The following is a 16,375-nucleotide window of genomic DNA, read 5'->3' on the forward strand; positions in this document are numbered from 1 at the left end:
TACTCTTTTATTCTATATCGTTAATTACTCTTTTAATTCCGCTTTTTAATAAGAGAACATTAAAATTAATAAGCAAACCCAACTTACATTCCGAAAGCTTTAAATAAGTTAAAATTTGAGCTAAATGTATATCATTTATTTCTGCTACAGCTTTTACTTCTACAATAAGTTTATTGTCAACCAGAATGTCTAATTTATAACCACAATCTAATTCTACATCTTCATACAGTAAAGGTAATTTCTGTTCTTTTTTAACGTTTAAACCAGATTTCTTTAACTCATAATACAAACATTCTTGATATGCAGATTCTAACAAACCAGGACCTAAATATTTATGAACCTTTATAGCAGCTCCAATTACTTCGGTGGCTAATTTGTTTTCTATTTGCATATTATGGTCTTAATATTTTTAACCTCTCTTTTTATCTCAGTTAAAAAGCAACCCAGCTCTGTGTTCTCTGTGTTCTCTGTGGTTGATTTTTTAACCCTATAACCCCTGCGTTTTTTTACTTAACCACAGAGGCCGCAAAGTTCTCAGAGTTACCTTTATAAATTTTTACCTAGCTGGGCGTATAATTTAAACCTCTTTTTATCTCTACTCAAAAGCAACCCAGCTCTGTGCTCTCCGTGTACTCCGTGGTTGATTTTTTAACCCTATAACCCTGAGTTTTTTTATTTAACCACAGAGAGCTCAAAGTTCACAGAGTTACCTTTATAAATTTTTACCTAGCTGGGCCTATAAATTTTCAACCTCTTTTGTATCTACTCAAAAGCAACCTAGCTCTGTGTTCTTCGTGTACTCCGTGGTTATTTTTTTATTAAACCTCGGAGTTCCCAAATAAAAACTCTGTAGTAATATCAAAAAACTACCCTTTACCCAATCTTTTTTCAAAAAACATCATCGGTAAAAAGCTATTTACACCTTTAACTTTCCAAACTTCTCCGTTAATACAATACAGTAAAACCTCTGTGGGTTTATTCTGCTTCTGCTCATACTCAGCCATTACCTGCAAACAAGGTCCGCAAGAAGTAACAGGTCTCAATAGTTGAAACTCTTGTGTTGATGCTGTAACTGCTATCTTAACAATTTCTTCGTTTGGAAAATTGGCTCCGGCAGCAAAAAGTGCTACCCTTTCTGCACATAAACCCGATGGGTATGCGGCATTTTCCTGATTGCTTCCTCTAACAATCTCATGATTACTTAATAAAACTGCCGCACCCACCCTAAATTTAGAGTAAGGAGAATAAGAACCCTCCATAGCTTTAGCAGCCTCTAAACATAATTGCTTGTCTTGGGCAGAAAGTTCATCAATACCAGCATAAGCTTCGTAAGCTATGGTTATATTTTTAACTTCCATTAAGCTACGTTTTCTTTACTAGCCAATAAAGCATCTGCTGCTTCCTGTACTGCTTTAGCATCAGCTATAATATCAGCTTCGTCTTTCTCTATTCTTAAATTCTGTACAATATGTTTCTGTCTATCCGGAGTATTTTTACCCATATAATACTCCAATAAGTTTTTGATTTTCATATCGCCTGATAAAATAACAGGATCTAATCTGATATCTTCACCAATAAAGTTTTCAAACTCATCTGGAGAAATTTCTCCCAAACCTTTAAATCTGGTGATTTCTGGCTTATTACCCAATTTATCAATAGCTAAAACGCGTTCTTCATCACTATAACAATAAATGGTTTCCTTTTTATTTCTTACCCTAAATAATGGGGTTTGTAAAATAAAAACGTGACCAGTTTTTACCAAATCAGGGAAAAATTGCAAGAAGAATGTCATTAACAACAAACGAATGTGCATACCATCCACATCGGCATCTGTTGCAATAACAATATTATTGTAGCGTAAACCTTCTAAACCATCTTCAATATTTAAAGCGTGTTGCAAAAGGTTAAATTCTTCATTCTCGTACACTACTTTTTTGGTTAAACCATAAGCATTTAAAGGCTTTCCTTTCAAGCTAAAAACCGCTTGAGTTTTTACCTCACGAGCTTTGGTGATAGAACCCGAGGCAGAATCTCCCTCAGTTATAAATAAAGTAGTCTTTTTACGGTCTTCTTCAGAAAGCTTCTCATCATCCATGTGCCATTTACAATCTCTTAGCTTACGATTATGCAAAGAAGCTTTTTTGGCTCTTTCATTAGCTAGTTTTTTGATACCTGCTATATCTTTACGCTCCCTTTCTGATTGTAGGATACGCTTTAATAAGCCATCTGCCGTTTCCGGATGCTTGTGTAAATAGTCGTCTAGTTCTTTCTTAACAAAATCATTAACAAAAGTTCTAACCGTAGGGCCATCAGGACCAATATTTAAAGAACCTAATTTGGTTTTGGTTTGCGATTCAAAAACGGGTTCTTGAACCCTGATAGAAACTGCCGCAACAATAGAAGCCCTTACATCAGAGGCATCAAATTCCTTTTTATAAAATTCTCTGATAGTACGTACAACCGCTTCTCTAAAAGCTTGCTGATGTGTACCGCCTTGCGTAGTATGCTGCCCATTCACAAAAGAATAATACTCTTCTCCGTATTGTTGCCCATGAGTCATGGCTATTTCAATATCTTCTCCTTTTAAATGGATGATAGGGTATCTGTTAGCTTCTGCATCGGTATTTCTGACCAACAAATCATGCAAACCTCTTTCTGAGAAGTATTTTTGATTATTAAAATTGATGGTTAAACCAGCATTTAAGAAAACATAATTCCAAATCATGTTCTCAATAAACTCTGGTATGAATCTAAAATTCCTAAATATGCTTTCATCAGGAATAAAAACTACTGCTGTACCATTTCTTTGTGTAGTTTCTATTTCAGGATTATCTTTTACTAATTCTCCTTTCTCAAATTCGGCTTTTTTGGTTTTCCCATCACGGTAAGATTGAACCGTAAAAGATGCAGATAAAGCGTTAACGGCTTTGGTACCCACCCCGTTTAAGCCTACAGATTTTTGAAAGGCTTTAGAATCGTACTTACCTCCAGTGTTTATTTTACTAACGCAATCTATCACTTTCCCTAAAGGGATACCTCTACCATAATCTCTGATAGAAACTTTATGATCGCTTACAGAAATATCTATGGTTCTACCAGCGCCCATCACAAACTCATCGATAGAGTTATCCATAATCTCTTTCAAGAGCACATAAACCCCATCATCAAAAGCAGAACCGTCTCCTAGTTTCCCGATATACATACCAGGTCTCAGCCTGATGTGTTCTTTCCAATCGAGCGAACGAATGCTATCTTCACTATAATTCACTTGTAATTCAGCCATTTCTTTTTATAGATTGATATGGAAAATGAGAAAACATCATATTTTCCCTTGTACAAAGCTAAAATTTTACGCAAAAGGGGCAAATATGATTTATTAACATTTAGACATTATGATTTTCAGCTTTAAGAGCGAATTAAAAATATCTAAAGTGATCTTTAAGCAAATACATTAAGCTTTGTTATACAAATCCCTGATAACTACACTGGCTACCGTACAACCAAATATGGCAGGCATCCAAGAAACTGTACCAATTAAAGACTTTTTAGGACCACCTTCTGGCGCTAAGATAACTTTATTTGCATCAGGAAGTTCTGATGAAAACACCACTTTTAAACCTTTTCTAATACCAAATTTCTTTAACCTTTTTCTTACGTAACGAGCTAAAGTACAATTATAAGAAGCAGATATATCTGATATCCTCACTTTTGAAGGATCTACCCTACCACCAGCTCCCATAGATGATACTAAGGGAATACCTTTTTCTAAACAAGTTTGGATAAAAAATACTTTTGGAGAAAGTGTATCAATACAATCAACAGCATAATCAAAATTTCCTTCATTTAGGATTTCTTCTGTACGTTCATCCTTGATATATTCATTAATAACAGTTAAATCTATATCAGGATTTATATCACGTAAGCGTTGCGCCATAACTTCCGCTTTAGGCTGATTATCGGTAGATATTAAAGCAGGAATTTGCCTGTTACGATTGCTAGCCTCAACCACATCAGCATCAACAATAGTCATTTTACCAACTCCAGATCTGGCAATCATTTCTGCACAAATACCACCAACACCACCCAAACCTACTACCAATACGTTGGCATTCATTAATTTTTGCATTTGATGATTGTCTAGCAATAAGTTGGTGCGAGACATCCAATGAGGAATTTCAATCATGATATTATCTATGGAATTAATCTTTTAAAAACGGCTTCAAAATTATAAAAAACCTGCTTTTTTAATTGTGCAATATCTATTTTTCTGATTTTTGCTGCTTGATGATAAATTTCTTGAATCTGCAAAGGAGCTGTATCTGTTTCTAAAAAGAAACGGTTTGCCGGAACTTCCTGAAAAGCTTGATAAGCTTTACAATCTGGCTTTAATAAATCTTTCCCAAAAGAAAAATATACTTGAGGATAGCTAATAAGCTGCTTTAACTGTTGCAAATTACCATTAAAACCATGTAATATAAACGGCATCTTAAACCGCTTTAAATAAGGTATGATATCGGCGTAAGCCTTAACAGCATGAATGATAACTGGTTTTTGATAGGCTTCTGCAATGGCTAGTTGCTTTTGAAAAACTTGCTTTTGCAATTCTAAATCAGGACCATTTACTCGGTCTAAACCTATCTCGCCAATTGCGAACACATTTTCTATCTTTAGATAAGAAGCTAATTTATTTGATACATCTTTAACCTCAGTAACAAACCAAGGATGTAAGCCAACAGAAACAGAATAATTTAAAACATTTAATTCCTGAGGTTTTAAAACTAAAAAAGCATTTCTCAAAATCCACTCTTGAGGGCTAAATGCCTTTTTATGCGTGTGGATATTGATGAAATGCTCTTTTGTAGGAAATATCATTTATTCTAAGCCATCTATGGTTACAGCAACTTTTCCGTTTGCAGTCATCATGGCTACAATAGCATTTGGCGTTAAGATAATTTTATCAGGCGTAAACTGATTTAAAGTACCATTAACCTTTACACCTTTAACAGGTTGATAATTGGTTAAATAGCCTTTCATTGATTTTTCTCCCTCTGCTAACTGCGTTGCTATAGAAAAACGGCAATTTTGCTTAATTTTATTAAGGATAATACCATGAGCCAACCAGCTTCCTGCTTTTAAGATTTTACTTTTTGAATCTAAAACATAATCTATTTGGTCTAGATATACTTCTTTGGTAGCAGCATCATATAAAGGCACTCCGGAAAGGTAAAAATCTCCATTTACAGCACCACTCATGTTTACAGCAACAATCATTTTACCTTCTTTACCCCAAAGTTCTACTTTGTTAACCGTTACCGATTTCTTTCCAGACTCGAACTTCTGACCAGCAAAGTTTTTCTGAATAATTTCTGAAGCATAAGTGTATGGTGCAAAAGCAGCCACATTAACTTTAAACTCGTTAGGGATCTTATCTACTGCTTTTAAGGCGATAGCATTTTTATTAAAAGTAAGCGACGGTTTTCTGCCTACAGAAGTTTCTAAATAGGTTTTTAAGCCTAAAGTTGCGGTTATTTTCTTGTTAGCTGCAACCGCTTTGGTAGCATACATTTCTACTGGCTGCATAGCAAACCAAGTATTGTATTGCTCATCAACTTGTATAGGAGATGCTATAGCTTGCAAAGCATCTAATACATAAGGTTTAATATCTAAAGATTGTGCTATGGCATCATCAACCATTTTAGATAATCTGCCTTTAAAAACGCTAATTGCAGGGTTAATTAAATAGGTAATAGGCACATTTTTGCCTGCTATACTTATACTAGGGCTTTCTTTCCAAACAATTTCTTGAATAATGGTATTGGTATTGATTTTCCAATCTTTTAAAGCCACCAAAGAGTTTAGTTTTACAACACCATTTAAATAAAAATCACGGGTATCATACATAGATACACCTAAACTTTCAAAACCATACTTAACTTTTCCGTTGATACGTAATGGCAGGTCTATATAAATTCTTCCATTTTGCTCTCTGATGGTAATAGGCGCTTCTTTGGTAACTTTCATCATCACGTTATCGCCATCTAAAGATTTATCATCATAAATAATACCTACCAAATACTTATTAGTTTGGTTTTGTAAATCGGCAACGCTAACTTCTACTGGCATATTGATAAATGAAAGCTGTTTATCATATACAACTGTGGTTGAAGAATAATCTGGAAGGGGTTTTAAGGCTGTTACTTGTTTACTGGTGCTACAGCCAGCTATCACAAATAAAGCCGTAGCAAAGCATATCGATAATATGGTTTTCATGTTTTTAAAAAATTTCACAAAGATAATTCATAATTGGTGTAAAAAAACAAGATTAAATCATATTTTTTTAAGAATAAAACACCAGAAAAGAAAAATTAATTACCTTTATAATCAGATGATTATAAAAAATTTAGAATTTTAAAAACCATTTTGGCATTGTTTTTCGTAACGTATTTTAAAACCATATTTATATTATCAAAAACTAAACATATATGAAAACTGCAAGAACTACTAAAAATACAAGCTCTAAAGTAAAAAATCTTATCAAAAAATTTGATCAGCAATTAGCAGCATTATTGATGGAAGATATCAAGTCTTTAAAGCTAAAAACTGCCTAATAAGCATATTAAGCTTCCGTTTGTAATAATTTTTATAATTGTTACTGCTTGTATTGTAAATACTCTTAAGTTTTTACATATTTGCTGACCTTAAAAAAACGGGGGTTTAGCTCATTTGGCTAGAGCGCTTGCCTGGCAGGCAAGAGGTGACCGGTTCGAATCCGGTAATCTCCACAACATATTAAAATCCTCTTTAAGAAATTAGAGAGGATTTTTTCATTTTAAAGTTTCCCTCTAAAAATCATGCTATGGTATATCTTATTTTCAGTAAGGGAAAATATGTACTTAACAGGGTACTAACAGGGTGATAACAGGGTGCTAACAGGGTATTAACAGGGTCATAACACGTTAATTTACGAGTGATATACGTGTTAGCTTCTTGTTATAATTGCGTTAGTTACCTATTTATTTATAACCTAAACAGTACGTTGTGTTTAACATGATGTAGTTCTTATAATTAATGGCATATAGTTTGCGAAACGTATGGAGGGAAAATGGACCTGATATTATGAAAACATTATTGAATATTTTAGCAATGCTGTTTGTATTGGGATGGGGCTTAGGAGTATTTGTTTTTACCGCCGGTATACTGATTCATATTTTATTGGTATTAGGCGTGTTTACTATGATTATTAATTTGTTAAGCGAAGAAGAATCAACAGGATAAAATAAATAAACATCTATATGGAAAACGTAAGCCAACATCGAAAAGATTTTGACACTATGGTTGAAGCTTTAAATAATTTAAATAGCAGAGGTTACTCTGGAAATTTGAAGCTTAGAGCCAATTTTTTAGAAGAAACAGAAAAGCAACTGATTTTATATCCTGAAAATTTTAAGGTTGTAGAATCATACCGCTTTGAAGGTATTACAGACCCAGCAGATAATGCCGTAGTGTATGCTATAGAATCTATTGACGGAGATTTTAAAGGCGTATTGGTTAATGCTTATGGCGTATATGCTGATCAAGCTTCTTCTGAATTGATAAAAAAACTAGAAATCGAACATCAGCATTAAATCTTGGAGATAAATTTGTATTTGAAGATTTTTCAAATCAAAACTTCATGTTGGGCTAAGTACCTACCCTTACAGTAGGTGCTTAAGACCACAAACTAAAACTTGTTTAACAGCAAGCAAACCTATACATCTATTAATTTCTGACATTCTAAAGATGAGTCGCCTAATGATAAGTCTTTATGAATTTCATCTCCTACTCCCCCCTAATTGAAATAAAGGATAGCTTATCACATCATCTTTTTTGTATGTAGTCTTTTTTGCCATTTAACCAGCTCAAACCAAATTACACTCAAAAAAGCTACTCCTAAAGTTAAGCTTAATTGAAATGAATCAAGCCTCTCAAATTCAAAAAAGCTAGTACAAATAGGAATGTAAAGTAAAGAAGCCAAGATGAGGAGGGTTATAAGAATGATGATGGTAACTAATGAATTCTTATAAAACAATGTGGTAAAGATGCTATAGTAAAAAGAACGATTAATTAAGGTTAAGAAGATATTGGCAAATATAAGGGTTGTAAAAACCATTGTTCTACAAAGCTCTTCTGATAGTTGTTGATGAATAGCGTATTGATAAACAAACAAAGTCCCCACTGTAATAGCCAAACCTTGTATTATACTTGTAAATAACTCTTTACCACTAAAGAAACTAACTGTAAACGGTCTTGGTGCTTGCAGCATGCTGTTTTCCTCTATAGGTTCATTTTCATAAATGATAGAGCAAGTTGGTCCCATAATCAGCTCAAGAAAAATCACATGAATAGGAGAAAATATATTGGGGTATAACCATCCCAAAGCTAAAGGAATAAATACTGTTAATATGATAGGAATATGTATGGAAATAATATACTGAATAGCCTTTTTTAAATTGGTATAAATTCTTCTGCCCATAGCTATGGCATCTAGCATTTTAGATAAATCATCTTCAACTAGAATTAAAGAAGCAGCCTGTTTAGCTATTTCAGTTCCTTTTTTTCCCATAGCAATACCAATATGCGAAGCTTTTAAAGCCGGTCCATCGTTAACGCCATCACCTGTCATAGCTACAATTTCCTGATTACTTTTTAAGGCATCGATGATTTTTAGTTTAGCCTCCGGAAACATTCTGGTAAAAACTGCATTTTCTTGTACTGCTTTTGCAAGCTCTTCATCATTTAACTGCATCAATTCATCGCCACTTATACCTTTATCATAACCTTTAAAATTAATTTCTTTAGCTATGGCTTTAGTTGTTAAGGCATTATCACCTGTTACAATTTTCACTTTTATACCTGCCTGGTAGAAACCATTTAGTACTTCAGAGATATTGTTTTTTGGTGGGTCATAAAAGGCAACCAAACCTATAAACAGAAAAGGCAGGTCTTGCTGTTGTTGAGGAAAATTTTCGCCAGTAAAATCAGACTTTGCTACACCTAATACCCTAAAACCTTCAAAAGCCATTTCTGCTATAGCTTTCTGGATATTATTCTTTTCATCCTCGGTAAGCTGACAAACAGCTATAATAGCTTCCGGAGCGCCTTTTGCAGCAATTATTCTTTCTTTTTGTTGATTTTCGAAAACATGCGTCATCATAGGTGGCTTCCCTCCTAGCGGATACTCATGATACATCTGAAAATCGGTTCGTTTATCGCTATCCGTAGCTTTTTGATAAGCTTGATGAAGGGCAATCTCCATCGGGTCGAAGGGATGAGGCTCGCTAGCCCACATAGCTACTTCTATCAGATTTTTTTCTTCTGGCTTAACATCCTTCTGAAAAGTACTTACCTGATTATCGCTCAATAAATATAATCGAGCTAAAGCCATTTTATTCTCGGTAAGTGTACCTGTTTTATCTGTACAAATTACCGTTGCGCTACCCAAAGTCTCTACAGTTTTCATTTGCTTTACCACAATCCCCATTTTCATCAATCGCCAAGCACCCAGAGCCATAAAAGTCACAAATGCTACCGGTATTTCTTCTGGCAAAATACTCATGGCCAGAGTTAAAGCTTTCAATAAGCTATCAGGCAGGTTATAAGATTTCAGATAATTTAAAACCCAAACAATCACAAATACTATGGCGCCTATCATCACCATCCTCTTAACAAAATAACCAATCTGTATTTCTAGAGGCGTTTTTTCTTCTTCTATATCGCCAAGGCTTTTTCCTATTTTACCTAATTTTGTAGCTTTCCCAATGGCCGTAACTTGTATTAAAGCCATACCGCTTGCCACTTGCGAGCCTTGATAAACCTCGCTATTGTCTTTATGATTTTTAAAAACGGCAAAAGACTCTCCGGTAAGTACCGCTTCATTCACAGAAAAATCATTCCCTTTCACCATCATCCCATCTGCTGTAATGGTGGTGCCTTCCTCGGCAATTAAAAAATCACCTATAACCAAATCTTCGGTTTTTATGGCGATGATTTCTCCATCTCTGATGACTTTACAAACGGGCTGCGTAAATTCTTTGAGTTTTTCTAAGGCCGTTTTGCTTCTATAATCCTGATAAATAGAAATGGTAGCAACCAGTACAATAGCCAAAGCCAAGAAAAGAGCATCTTCTGGCTCTCCACTGATCAAGTAAATAAGAGAAGCTGCAAAAAGTAAAATGACCATGGGTTCTTTTACCAAGCCGGCTATTGAGGATACAAAACTATTTTGCTTTTTGTAAACTACCTTGTTATCACCATGTCTCCATCTTGATTGCAGTACCTCTGCAGTACTTAAACCTGAGATTTGAAATGGGTTATTGGAAGCCATGAGGGGGTGGATATGGGTATCGCTAATGTTTTGGTTTTGATGATTAAAGATACTGATTACAAATTCATTTTAGTTATAAAAAGTCAAATATCACACCCTAAGTGTAGATGTATTAAAGCTAAATCAGCATATCAAACTTAATTTTTTGATTCCTTTATATCTGAACTGGAATGAGCCTTTTAAAGACTTGCTTTGTGTTTCGGCGAAAAATGTAAATGTGCTACCAAATGCGTTGGCTGTCATGCGAAATCTTTCTTGTCTTTCCAACTCAGTAAATGCCTTTTCTAATTTTTCTTTGATGAATTTCATTCCTTGGTTTCAATTTTTATTGTCCAGGAAATAGATTTCAATCTTTCTTCAATCATTTTTAAAGTTTCCAAAACAGCTTCTTCTTTTGGTAATTCTCCATAAACCAAATTTTTAAATTTTATTCTCGTGTAGGTTCATACAATATTCCATTTTTCGGTGTTGGATATTGCTTTCGCTGCACCTGTTAGTTTGTACTTAGTAATGGGGTTCAATGATTTAAAAAGTGGCTCAGCTGCTTTGCCCTGTTGTAATTGTTCTAGCAACGCACCTAGTAAAGCTCTTGTAGCAGGTGGATATTTTAATGCCAAGCGGACTAAGGTATTTATTTCTTTGTCTGTAAAGTTTTTTATTATGACTAAAAACCGCTTGCAGGATGCTTCTATACTGGCATCAGGTATTTTTTTGATGTATCGGACAGCATCCAATAGCTGCAACAAAGGAATATTCTCTTTGGTGATGGTGTTCTTTTGCTTTACAAAAGCAATCGTATAGCGTTCTCTTTTAAAATTGGGGCGAATTTGATTTTTCCCGATTTGTATGGTATTGCTTACCTGTGTGGTTAAGCCCAACTGATTGTAAATGCTATAACCCGTGAGATAACCTGTTATTTTTCCGTTTTCTTCCAATAAATCTTTTACTACTTGTGCCTGATTGGGTTGAAGATTGCCAAAAGGGGTATTTTCGGGTTTGTAGTATTTACCTTTGGATAGTTTGGCAATTTTGCCCGAAGCTACCATACGGTTCAGGGCTTTTATCACCGCTTCTTTTGGCTCACCTCTGTAGTAAAATCGGCATAGGTGAACACATAGCCTTTGGGCAGCCTATCTATGGTAAATGCTATGTATTCAGCTATTTTCATTCTCTATATTGTAGTACAAAGATAATTGATACATCATTAGTTGTCCTGTCAAGGAAAGTCTTTGTCCAATTGTCACTGTCATTACTTACAACTGAAAATTGATTAATCAAACTTTCTATAAGTTCATTATCTGAAATCAAGTGTCGTTTACTTAACTCTGTCATTGCCAAGTGTTGTCAGTCTTGATTTTGTGGTCGTTTAACATTTCTGGTAACGGTTTGAAAATTTGCGCAGAAATGGCATTACTTGCATAACCATTGTCGCACCGTACTAAATTAATTAAATAACTGATGAATTAACGTGAACCACCGTCAGCCATTTTTAAACAAATTTGCTGTTAGCGGTAGGCGTTTTATCCGAAAAGTAAATTTATTCGTTTTCCAAGCCCAAACTCGAAAATTCTATAAAGTGTCGAAAGTTGAATGTCGCATTTTCCGTTTTCTAGTCTAGAAATATAACTTTTTTTTGTTCCGACTTTGTCAGCTAATTGTTCCTGTGTCATATTTGCCTCTTTTCGAGCTTCCTTCAACATTTCACTAATTACAAAATATTGAGCTTTTTCTTCAAATTCATCTCGCTTTTTGGCTCCGATTTTTCCATATTTAATATCTAATAACTCGTCAAAGTTCTTAGCATTTCTTAGATTTTCTTTGTTCATAATTTTTCCTTTTTTGAATTGAAATATTCCTTTTTTAATTTCGATGCCAAGTCAATTTCCTTTTTCGGTGTTTTCTGGGATTTCTTTTGAAAGCCATTGAACAGAATAACTATATTTCCTTCGTCAAAACAGCAAAATATTCTATAAATATTACTTTCAAATTCAATTCTTATTTCATAAAGTCCGTCAGTTCCTGTCATGTGGTCAAGGAATTTTTTAGGGATATTTTGCACAGTTCTCACAATCTTAAAAACGTATTCAATTTTTTCTTGCACCTTTTCGGTTTGCTTCAAATAGAAGTCAGTGAAATAGTGTTCATAAAAAATGATTTGTCTTTGAGAATTCATTGCGTAAAGTTAACTCAAAAGTTATCAACTTCCAAGTCTGCAGATATTTAATTTCGGTCGAGATTTTTTGTACGCTTACCGCTAACGATTGGCAGGTTTGAGAAATTGCGAAATTACTTGCAGAATCTCTGTCGCACCGCACAAAACTAAATAAAAAGTGATGAAGGAAGTGAGAGCACTTCGCCCGCAATTTTTTAAACCTGTTGTTAGCGGTAGTTTAAAAGTCAGAGTTTATTTCATCCATTTTAGCATTATCTATTCTCTTTTGCGCCTCGCTTAATTTGGCTGAGATTTTACGATTGGCTAATATAAAATTATAAGTTTTTTTATTTGACTTGTTACTAATATCGTAAGATGCCATATCTATATCATAGCTTATGGATAAGTTTTCATTTTCGGCACTTATAAAACTTCCTAATCTGCACTTTTCTAAGTCGAATTTCTCCGCCACTTTAAAGGATAAATCATGTTCTGTATAAATGATAATTTTATAGAGTTCATTTTTAAAAAAAGCAAGCTCTATTTTATGGGGTTGATGTTTGAAAATTGTATATTTCGCAGGGTTTTTTACTTTTGCGTAAAGTATATCGTTATCCTTTCTTTGGATTATTAAAAGGCTTTTTATCTCTGAAAGTTTCATTCCCATCATAAAACCTTTAAAATTAAAAGAGTCTAACTTTAACTGATATTCATTGTCTTGTGTCTCTTCACTCTCATATTCAACATTTTGTTTGTTTGAGCTAATATTACAGCTAATAAAAAGAAGCGTTAATGCTAGAACTAAATATTTCATATTACTAAAAGTTACTATTTTGAATTATGTGTCTAAGTTTTACCCTACATTTATCCCATAACTCGCTATCCCATTTAGCCATCTTCAATTCTTCCCTGTAAGATTTTAGAAAGTCATTTAATTTGTCACAAAAAAGATTTGCGTTAATTACAAAGTTAGTTTCATCGAACAAAACTCCTGTGCGCCTTATTCTAAATTTACCGTAAGTTTCTCCTTGATGCAAAAGTCCACAACGTATATTTTTGTAAAATGCCTTATTCTCGAATTTTTTTAAGTCATTTTGATAGTCATTTGCTTTTCTGAATATTATGTTAAAGGTTTCAGTACCCGATTTAGTACTTGCATTCTGGCCTTCGAAATATGTAGCAATTGTTTCAATAAGTAAACAACAATTTGTCATTATTGCAAAACCGCTTTTAAATTCTGTGTTGTATTCATTTAATTCTTTAACTATGTCTCTTCCCTCGACAGTCTGTGTGTATTGTTTCTTATTTGGTGTAGTAAAATAAAATAGTTTCAAATAACGGCTATAATATCTATTATAAATTATGTCTGCTAGTTTTTCCTTGTTTACTTCATCAGTAATAAGCAATTTAATGTCAGACATTGAAAAGTCATATAGCCTATTGTCGGTGTAATATCTTGCAAAACTTGTCATTATATTATGTTGTTAAAATTACCGCTAACGTTTGGCGAATTTGTGTTGTAATGGCATAGAAAGCACAAACTTGTCTGCTCGTATAAACTTAGTTAATTGCGATGAATTAACGTAAAGCAGTTCAGCCATTATAATACAAATTTGTTGTTAGCTGACGTACTTTTATATTTTTTTAAAAGCGGTTAGTAAAGACATGTGATTTAGTATGTCGAATGAATTTTTATATGGAGTCGTGGGGTGAATCATGAACCTTCCATTCTCATTTTCAATATATGCACCTATAGCGTCTTCTAAGCCATATTCGTCGTCAAGATAAAATTGAGGATAACCATTATTTGAGAAAAGTAGATTGCAATTAAAACCATTATTTTTGAATTTTTTGTCGTACCTCATATAACCAGGAATATTAACAGAACCTCTTATTTCATCATTCCATCCATTATTTTTAAAATCTTGTAAAGTTTGAAAAGCAAGGCTTGCAGTTGTCATCGAAAAGCTTGCAATTACTGCATTCGTTTTAAGGTCAAGCTTTTTTACATTCTCTTGAATTTGTCCTAAAGAGAAAAGTTCGTTATAAGAATCTAAAAATTCATTTAAAATGAACACATTGTCTTCTTTATCATAGAATCCAATTGGCTGAAAATATTTCCCTTGAGGAGAAACTGCTAAAAACTCTAAATTCACATTTGTCGCATTTGGTTTGAATAAACGAAAGCTTATGTCAAACATATCAACTGGCATTTTGTCTTTGTTCCCGTTATATTCAAAGTCAGAATTAAACATTTCACGAGCATAATTTCTAATTTCCTTGCTAAGTATTGCTTTTATAAAGTCTTCTTTTATTTTCATGATTTAGTTTTTTAGTATGACAGCTAACGGACAGGGGCTTGGCGATGGCGGGCATTTAGAAGCACTAACTTGTCGGCAAGCACAAATGTAAAAAGAAGCACAACTCTTCAATTAACCACTGTCAGCCCGCTATCGCTAAGCCCTTGTTAGCGGCTGGGCCAGTCTCTGTCTGAGTTGTTATTGTCATAATTGTCAACACCAGTTTTTAATTTTTTCAAGTTGGTTCGTCTGTTCGCTTGTCAGTCCTTTTAGTGTTATGTCAATTGTATAATGCTTGTAAATTGAATCGGTAAGCTTAATGTCAACTTCTCCTTTTACAATTTTCTTGAAAGTGATGCGGTCTAGTTTGTAAGTGTCAAGATTGTCAAACATATTTTTTGTTGCTAAAATGTCTGAAGTAAGGATGATAGGGGCAAAGAAAACTTTGAAGATAAAATCTTGTCTACGAACGATAGCAAGGCAGTTTTCAAACAAATAAAGGTCGCAAAGGTTGTCTGGATAAATCTGTTTCCTTAGTCCGCTTGTTGTCCAGTAGCGTAATTTTATGCTTTGAAAAACAGTCGGACTTAAATCCTTTGCTTGTTTAATAAATTTTTCTGTCGCAGTTCGTGTCCGTTTGTTGTAAAAAGTCAGAAAAATGTATAGTCCAAAAAAAACGACGAGAATGAAAGTCGAAAAGAATGTCAATATACTCACTATGGGTATTTTTTCGTAAGTCATTTTGTGTCTATTTTTATCAATCAGTTAAGTTGTAGGTTGCTCATAAGGCCTTGCCGCTAACAAGCAAATATCCCCTATCCTATAGCGCATATTTTTCGATTAAGCTCATGATTAATGAAAATTGAAATCGATAATATCAGGTATAAAACTCATAAGGATAGATGAACTTCTGCAATAAAGATATATAATTAATTAGAAATTATAATGAAGATAGAAATGATGATAAAGAAAAATTTAAAAGTAAAACTAAAAATTCATTTAAAGTCAGCGTGTGTATACTTCACCTCCTACTCCACCTTCCTCACCAACAAATACCAGTTATTTTCCAAAGGTAAATAGCCGTAATCATAACAAAAAGTATAAATACTGCCTTTTTGAGTTACAAATTGATGGGTATGATAAGAAAAATTAAAACCCGCTTTTTGTAATTTTTCTAAGGTGGTTTTAGTTTTTCCTTCGGGATTTAGCTTTTCCAGAATCCTTTTATTACGCAGTAAAATAGCGTTTACCGATTTTATAAAACTGTTATTTTTGTTTTTAATCTTGTTATTATAATTACTGCGGCATTGGTCATCGCAAAATTTCTTATCAATTCTGCCTATGATAGGCTTACCACAGTCTAGACAATTTTTACTCATAGGTATAAGTTTAAACACTAAGATAATACTTAAGTTGATTTAATCAAATTATCCGTATATACCCGGGTATATACGGATATATCCGTTTAATATCCGGCTAATTTTCTGGTAGCTCTACATCTTTGTATCGTCGGTTGGCAATAAAGCTAACTGGTCATTAAACATCAAGAAACATTAACAT

18 protein-coding genes and 1 tRNA gene are annotated in these 16,375 nt (G+C 33.7%); 4 read left to right on the plus strand and 15 right to left on the minus strand.

The window, feature by feature from the left end; genetic code table 11:
* Positions 1–7: 7 nt before the first annotated feature.
* The 6 genes from B2745_RS10210 to B2745_RS10235 all read right to left on the minus strand — a co-directional run bounded on the left by B2745_RS10210 (position 8) and on the right by B2745_RS10235 (position 6,270).
* Positions 8–391: a GxxExxY protein gene (locus tag B2745_RS10210; RefSeq protein WP_304066074.1), complete on the minus strand. Its 384-nt coding sequence runs from the start codon at positions 389–391 to the stop codon at positions 8–10.
* 475 nt (positions 392–866) lie between these two features.
* A complete protein-coding gene (locus tag B2745_RS10215) occupies positions 867–1,358 on the minus strand; it encodes a cytidine deaminase (RefSeq protein ID WP_304066077.1) in 492 nt (163 codons plus the stop codon).
* Positions 1,358–3,283: a DNA topoisomerase IV subunit B gene (locus B2745_RS10220; protein WP_304066079.1), complete on the minus strand. Its 1,926-nt coding sequence runs from the start codon at positions 3,281–3,283 to the stop codon at positions 1,358–1,360. The genes B2745_RS10215 and B2745_RS10220 overlap by 1 nt, the downstream gene beginning before the upstream one ends.
* Positions 3,284–3,451: 168 nt before the next feature.
* Positions 3,452–4,183 carry a tRNA threonylcarbamoyladenosine dehydratase gene (locus tag B2745_RS10225; RefSeq protein WP_304066082.1) on the minus strand — a complete coding sequence of 244 codons (732 nt, stop codon included), beginning with the start codon at positions 4,181–4,183 and terminating at the stop codon, positions 3,452–3,454.
* Positions 4,184–4,191: 8 nt separating this feature from the next.
* Entirely contained in the window at positions 4,192–4,872 is a 681-nt protein-coding gene (locus B2745_RS10230) for a TatD family hydrolase (RefSeq protein WP_304066085.1), read from the minus strand.
* Entirely contained in the window at positions 4,873–6,270 is a 1,398-nt protein-coding gene (locus tag B2745_RS10235) for a DUF4403 family protein (RefSeq protein WP_304066087.1), read from the minus strand.
* Between the two features lie 212 nt (positions 6,271–6,482).
* On the opposite strand from B2745_RS10235, the gene B2745_RS10240 reads away from it, so the two are divergent.
* The 4 genes from B2745_RS10240 (at position 6,483) to B2745_RS10255 (ending at position 7,625) form a co-directional block, all read left to right on the plus strand.
* Positions 6,483–6,608, plus strand: a complete 126-nt coding sequence (locus B2745_RS10240; RefSeq protein ID WP_281168245.1) for a hypothetical protein — start codon at positions 6,483–6,485, stop codon at positions 6,606–6,608.
* Between the two features lie 100 nt (positions 6,609–6,708).
* Positions 6,709–6,782 (plus strand) — tRNA-Ala (locus B2745_RS10245).
* A gap of 334 nt (positions 6,783–7,116) precedes the next feature.
* The gene (locus tag B2745_RS10250; protein WP_168199417.1) at positions 7,117–7,275 is read left to right on the plus strand and encodes a DUF5670 family protein; all 159 of its coding nucleotides are present in this window, start codon (positions 7,117–7,119) and stop codon (positions 7,273–7,275) included.
* Positions 7,276–7,292: 17 nt separating this feature from the next.
* Positions 7,293–7,625 carry a phosphoribosylpyrophosphate synthetase gene (locus tag B2745_RS10255; protein WP_304066090.1) on the plus strand — a complete coding sequence of 111 codons (333 nt, stop codon included), beginning with the start codon at positions 7,293–7,295 and terminating at the stop codon, positions 7,623–7,625.
* A 227-nt stretch (positions 7,626–7,852) separates the two neighbouring features.
* On the opposite strand, the gene B2745_RS10260 is transcribed toward B2745_RS10255, so the two are convergent.
* From B2745_RS10260 to B2745_RS10300, 9 genes are all read right to left on the minus strand, one after another.
* Complete coding sequence (locus tag B2745_RS10260; protein WP_304066092.1) at positions 7,853–10,363, minus strand: cation-translocating P-type ATPase; 2,511 nt, start codon at positions 10,361–10,363, stop codon at positions 7,853–7,855.
* Positions 10,364–10,806: 443 nt separating this feature from the next.
* Complete coding sequence (locus B2745_RS10265) at positions 10,807–11,430, minus strand: DUF6088 family protein (RefSeq protein ID WP_304066095.1); 624 nt, start codon at positions 11,428–11,430, stop codon at positions 10,807–10,809.
* 453 nt (positions 11,431–11,883) lie between these two features.
* Complete coding sequence (locus tag B2745_RS10270; protein ID WP_304066098.1) at positions 11,884–12,189, minus strand: helix-turn-helix transcriptional regulator; 306 nt, start codon at positions 12,187–12,189, stop codon at positions 11,884–11,886.
* Positions 12,186–12,536, minus strand: coding sequence for a type II toxin-antitoxin system RelE/ParE family toxin (locus tag B2745_RS10275; protein WP_304066100.1), 351 nt, complete (start codon positions 12,534–12,536; stop codon positions 12,186–12,188). The genes B2745_RS10270 and B2745_RS10275 overlap by 4 nt, the downstream gene beginning before the upstream one ends.
* A 217-nt stretch (positions 12,537–12,753) precedes the next feature.
* Positions 12,754–13,329: a hypothetical protein gene (locus tag B2745_RS10280; RefSeq protein WP_304066102.1), complete on the minus strand. Its 576-nt coding sequence runs from the start codon at positions 13,327–13,329 to the stop codon at positions 12,754–12,756.
* A 4-nt stretch (positions 13,330–13,333) separates the two neighbouring features.
* On the minus strand, positions 13,334–13,987 hold the full coding sequence (locus tag B2745_RS10285; protein ID WP_304066105.1) for a hypothetical protein: 654 nt from the start codon (positions 13,985–13,987) through the stop codon (positions 13,334–13,336).
* A 162-nt stretch (positions 13,988–14,149) separates the two neighbouring features.
* Positions 14,150–14,836, minus strand: a complete 687-nt coding sequence (locus B2745_RS10290) for a hypothetical protein (RefSeq protein ID WP_304066107.1) — start codon at positions 14,834–14,836, stop codon at positions 14,150–14,152.
* A 192-nt stretch (positions 14,837–15,028) separates the two neighbouring features.
* Positions 15,029–15,556: a hypothetical protein gene (locus tag B2745_RS10295; protein WP_304066110.1), complete on the minus strand. Its 528-nt coding sequence runs from the start codon at positions 15,554–15,556 to the stop codon at positions 15,029–15,031.
* Positions 15,557–15,843: 287 nt separating this feature from the next.
* Positions 15,844–16,194 (minus strand): DUF2116 family Zn-ribbon domain-containing protein, encoded by a 351-nt coding sequence (locus B2745_RS10300; RefSeq protein ID WP_304066113.1) that lies wholly within the window; start codon positions 16,192–16,194, stop codon positions 15,844–15,846.
* Between the last annotated feature and the right edge of the window lie 181 nt (positions 16,195–16,375).

The organism is Pedobacter glucosidilyticus, assembly GCF_002483235.1.
GTDB lineage: Bacteria > Bacteroidota > Bacteroidia > Sphingobacteriales > Sphingobacteriaceae > Pseudopedobacter > Pseudopedobacter glucosidilyticum_B.

What these genes read in the sequence shown, in the direction of transcription:
- B2745_RS10210 (WP_304066074.1), bottom strand. Translation starts at nt 391, where the DNA reads ATGCAAATAGAAAACAAATTAGCCACCGAAGTAATTGGAGCTGCTATA.
- B2745_RS10215 (WP_304066077.1), bottom strand. Translation starts at nt 1,358, where the DNA reads ATGGAAGTTAAAAATATAACCATAGCTTACGAAGCTTATGCTGGTATT.
- B2745_RS10220 (WP_304066079.1), bottom strand. Translation starts at nt 3,283, where the DNA reads ATGGCTGAATTACAAGTGAATTATAGTGAAGATAGCATTCGTTCGCTC.
- B2745_RS10225 (WP_304066082.1), bottom strand. Translation starts at nt 4,183, where the DNA reads ATGATTGAAATTCCTCATTGGATGTCTCGCACCAACTTATTGCTAGAC.
- B2745_RS10230 (WP_304066085.1), bottom strand. Translation starts at nt 4,872, where the DNA reads ATGATATTTCCTACAAAAGAGCATTTCATCAATATCCACACGCATAAA.
- B2745_RS10235 (WP_304066087.1), bottom strand. Translation starts at nt 6,270, where the DNA reads ATGAAAACCATATTATCGATATGCTTTGCTACGGCTTTATTTGTGATA.
- B2745_RS10240 (WP_281168245.1), top strand. Translation starts at nt 6,483, where the DNA reads ATGAAAACTGCAAGAACTACTAAAAATACAAGCTCTAAAGTAAAAAAT.
- B2745_RS10250 (WP_168199417.1), top strand. Translation starts at nt 7,117, where the DNA reads ATGAAAACATTATTGAATATTTTAGCAATGCTGTTTGTATTGGGATGG.
- B2745_RS10255 (WP_304066090.1), top strand. Translation starts at nt 7,293, where the DNA reads ATGGAAAACGTAAGCCAACATCGAAAAGATTTTGACACTATGGTTGAA.
- B2745_RS10260 (WP_304066092.1), bottom strand. Translation starts at nt 10,363, where the DNA reads ATGGCTTCCAATAACCCATTTCAAATCTCAGGTTTAAGTACTGCAGAG.
- B2745_RS10270 (WP_304066098.1), bottom strand. Translation starts at nt 12,189, where the DNA reads ATGAACAAAGAAAATCTAAGAAATGCTAAGAACTTTGACGAGTTATTA.
- B2745_RS10275 (WP_304066100.1), bottom strand. Translation starts at nt 12,536, where the DNA reads ATGAATTCTCAAAGACAAATCATTTTTTATGAACACTATTTCACTGAC.
- B2745_RS10280 (WP_304066102.1), bottom strand. Translation starts at nt 13,329, where the DNA reads ATGAAATATTTAGTTCTAGCATTAACGCTTCTTTTTATTAGCTGTAAT.
- B2745_RS10285 (WP_304066105.1), bottom strand. Translation starts at nt 13,987, where the DNA reads ATGACAAGTTTTGCAAGATATTACACCGACAATAGGCTATATGACTTT.
- B2745_RS10290 (WP_304066107.1), bottom strand. Translation starts at nt 14,836, where the DNA reads ATGAAAATAAAAGAAGACTTTATAAAAGCAATACTTAGCAAGGAAATT.
- B2745_RS10295 (WP_304066110.1), bottom strand. Translation starts at nt 15,556, where the DNA reads ATGACTTACGAAAAAATACCCATAGTGAGTATATTGACATTCTTTTCG.
- B2745_RS10300 (WP_304066113.1), bottom strand. Translation starts at nt 16,194, where the DNA reads ATGAGTAAAAATTGTCTAGACTGTGGTAAGCCTATCATAGGCAGAATT.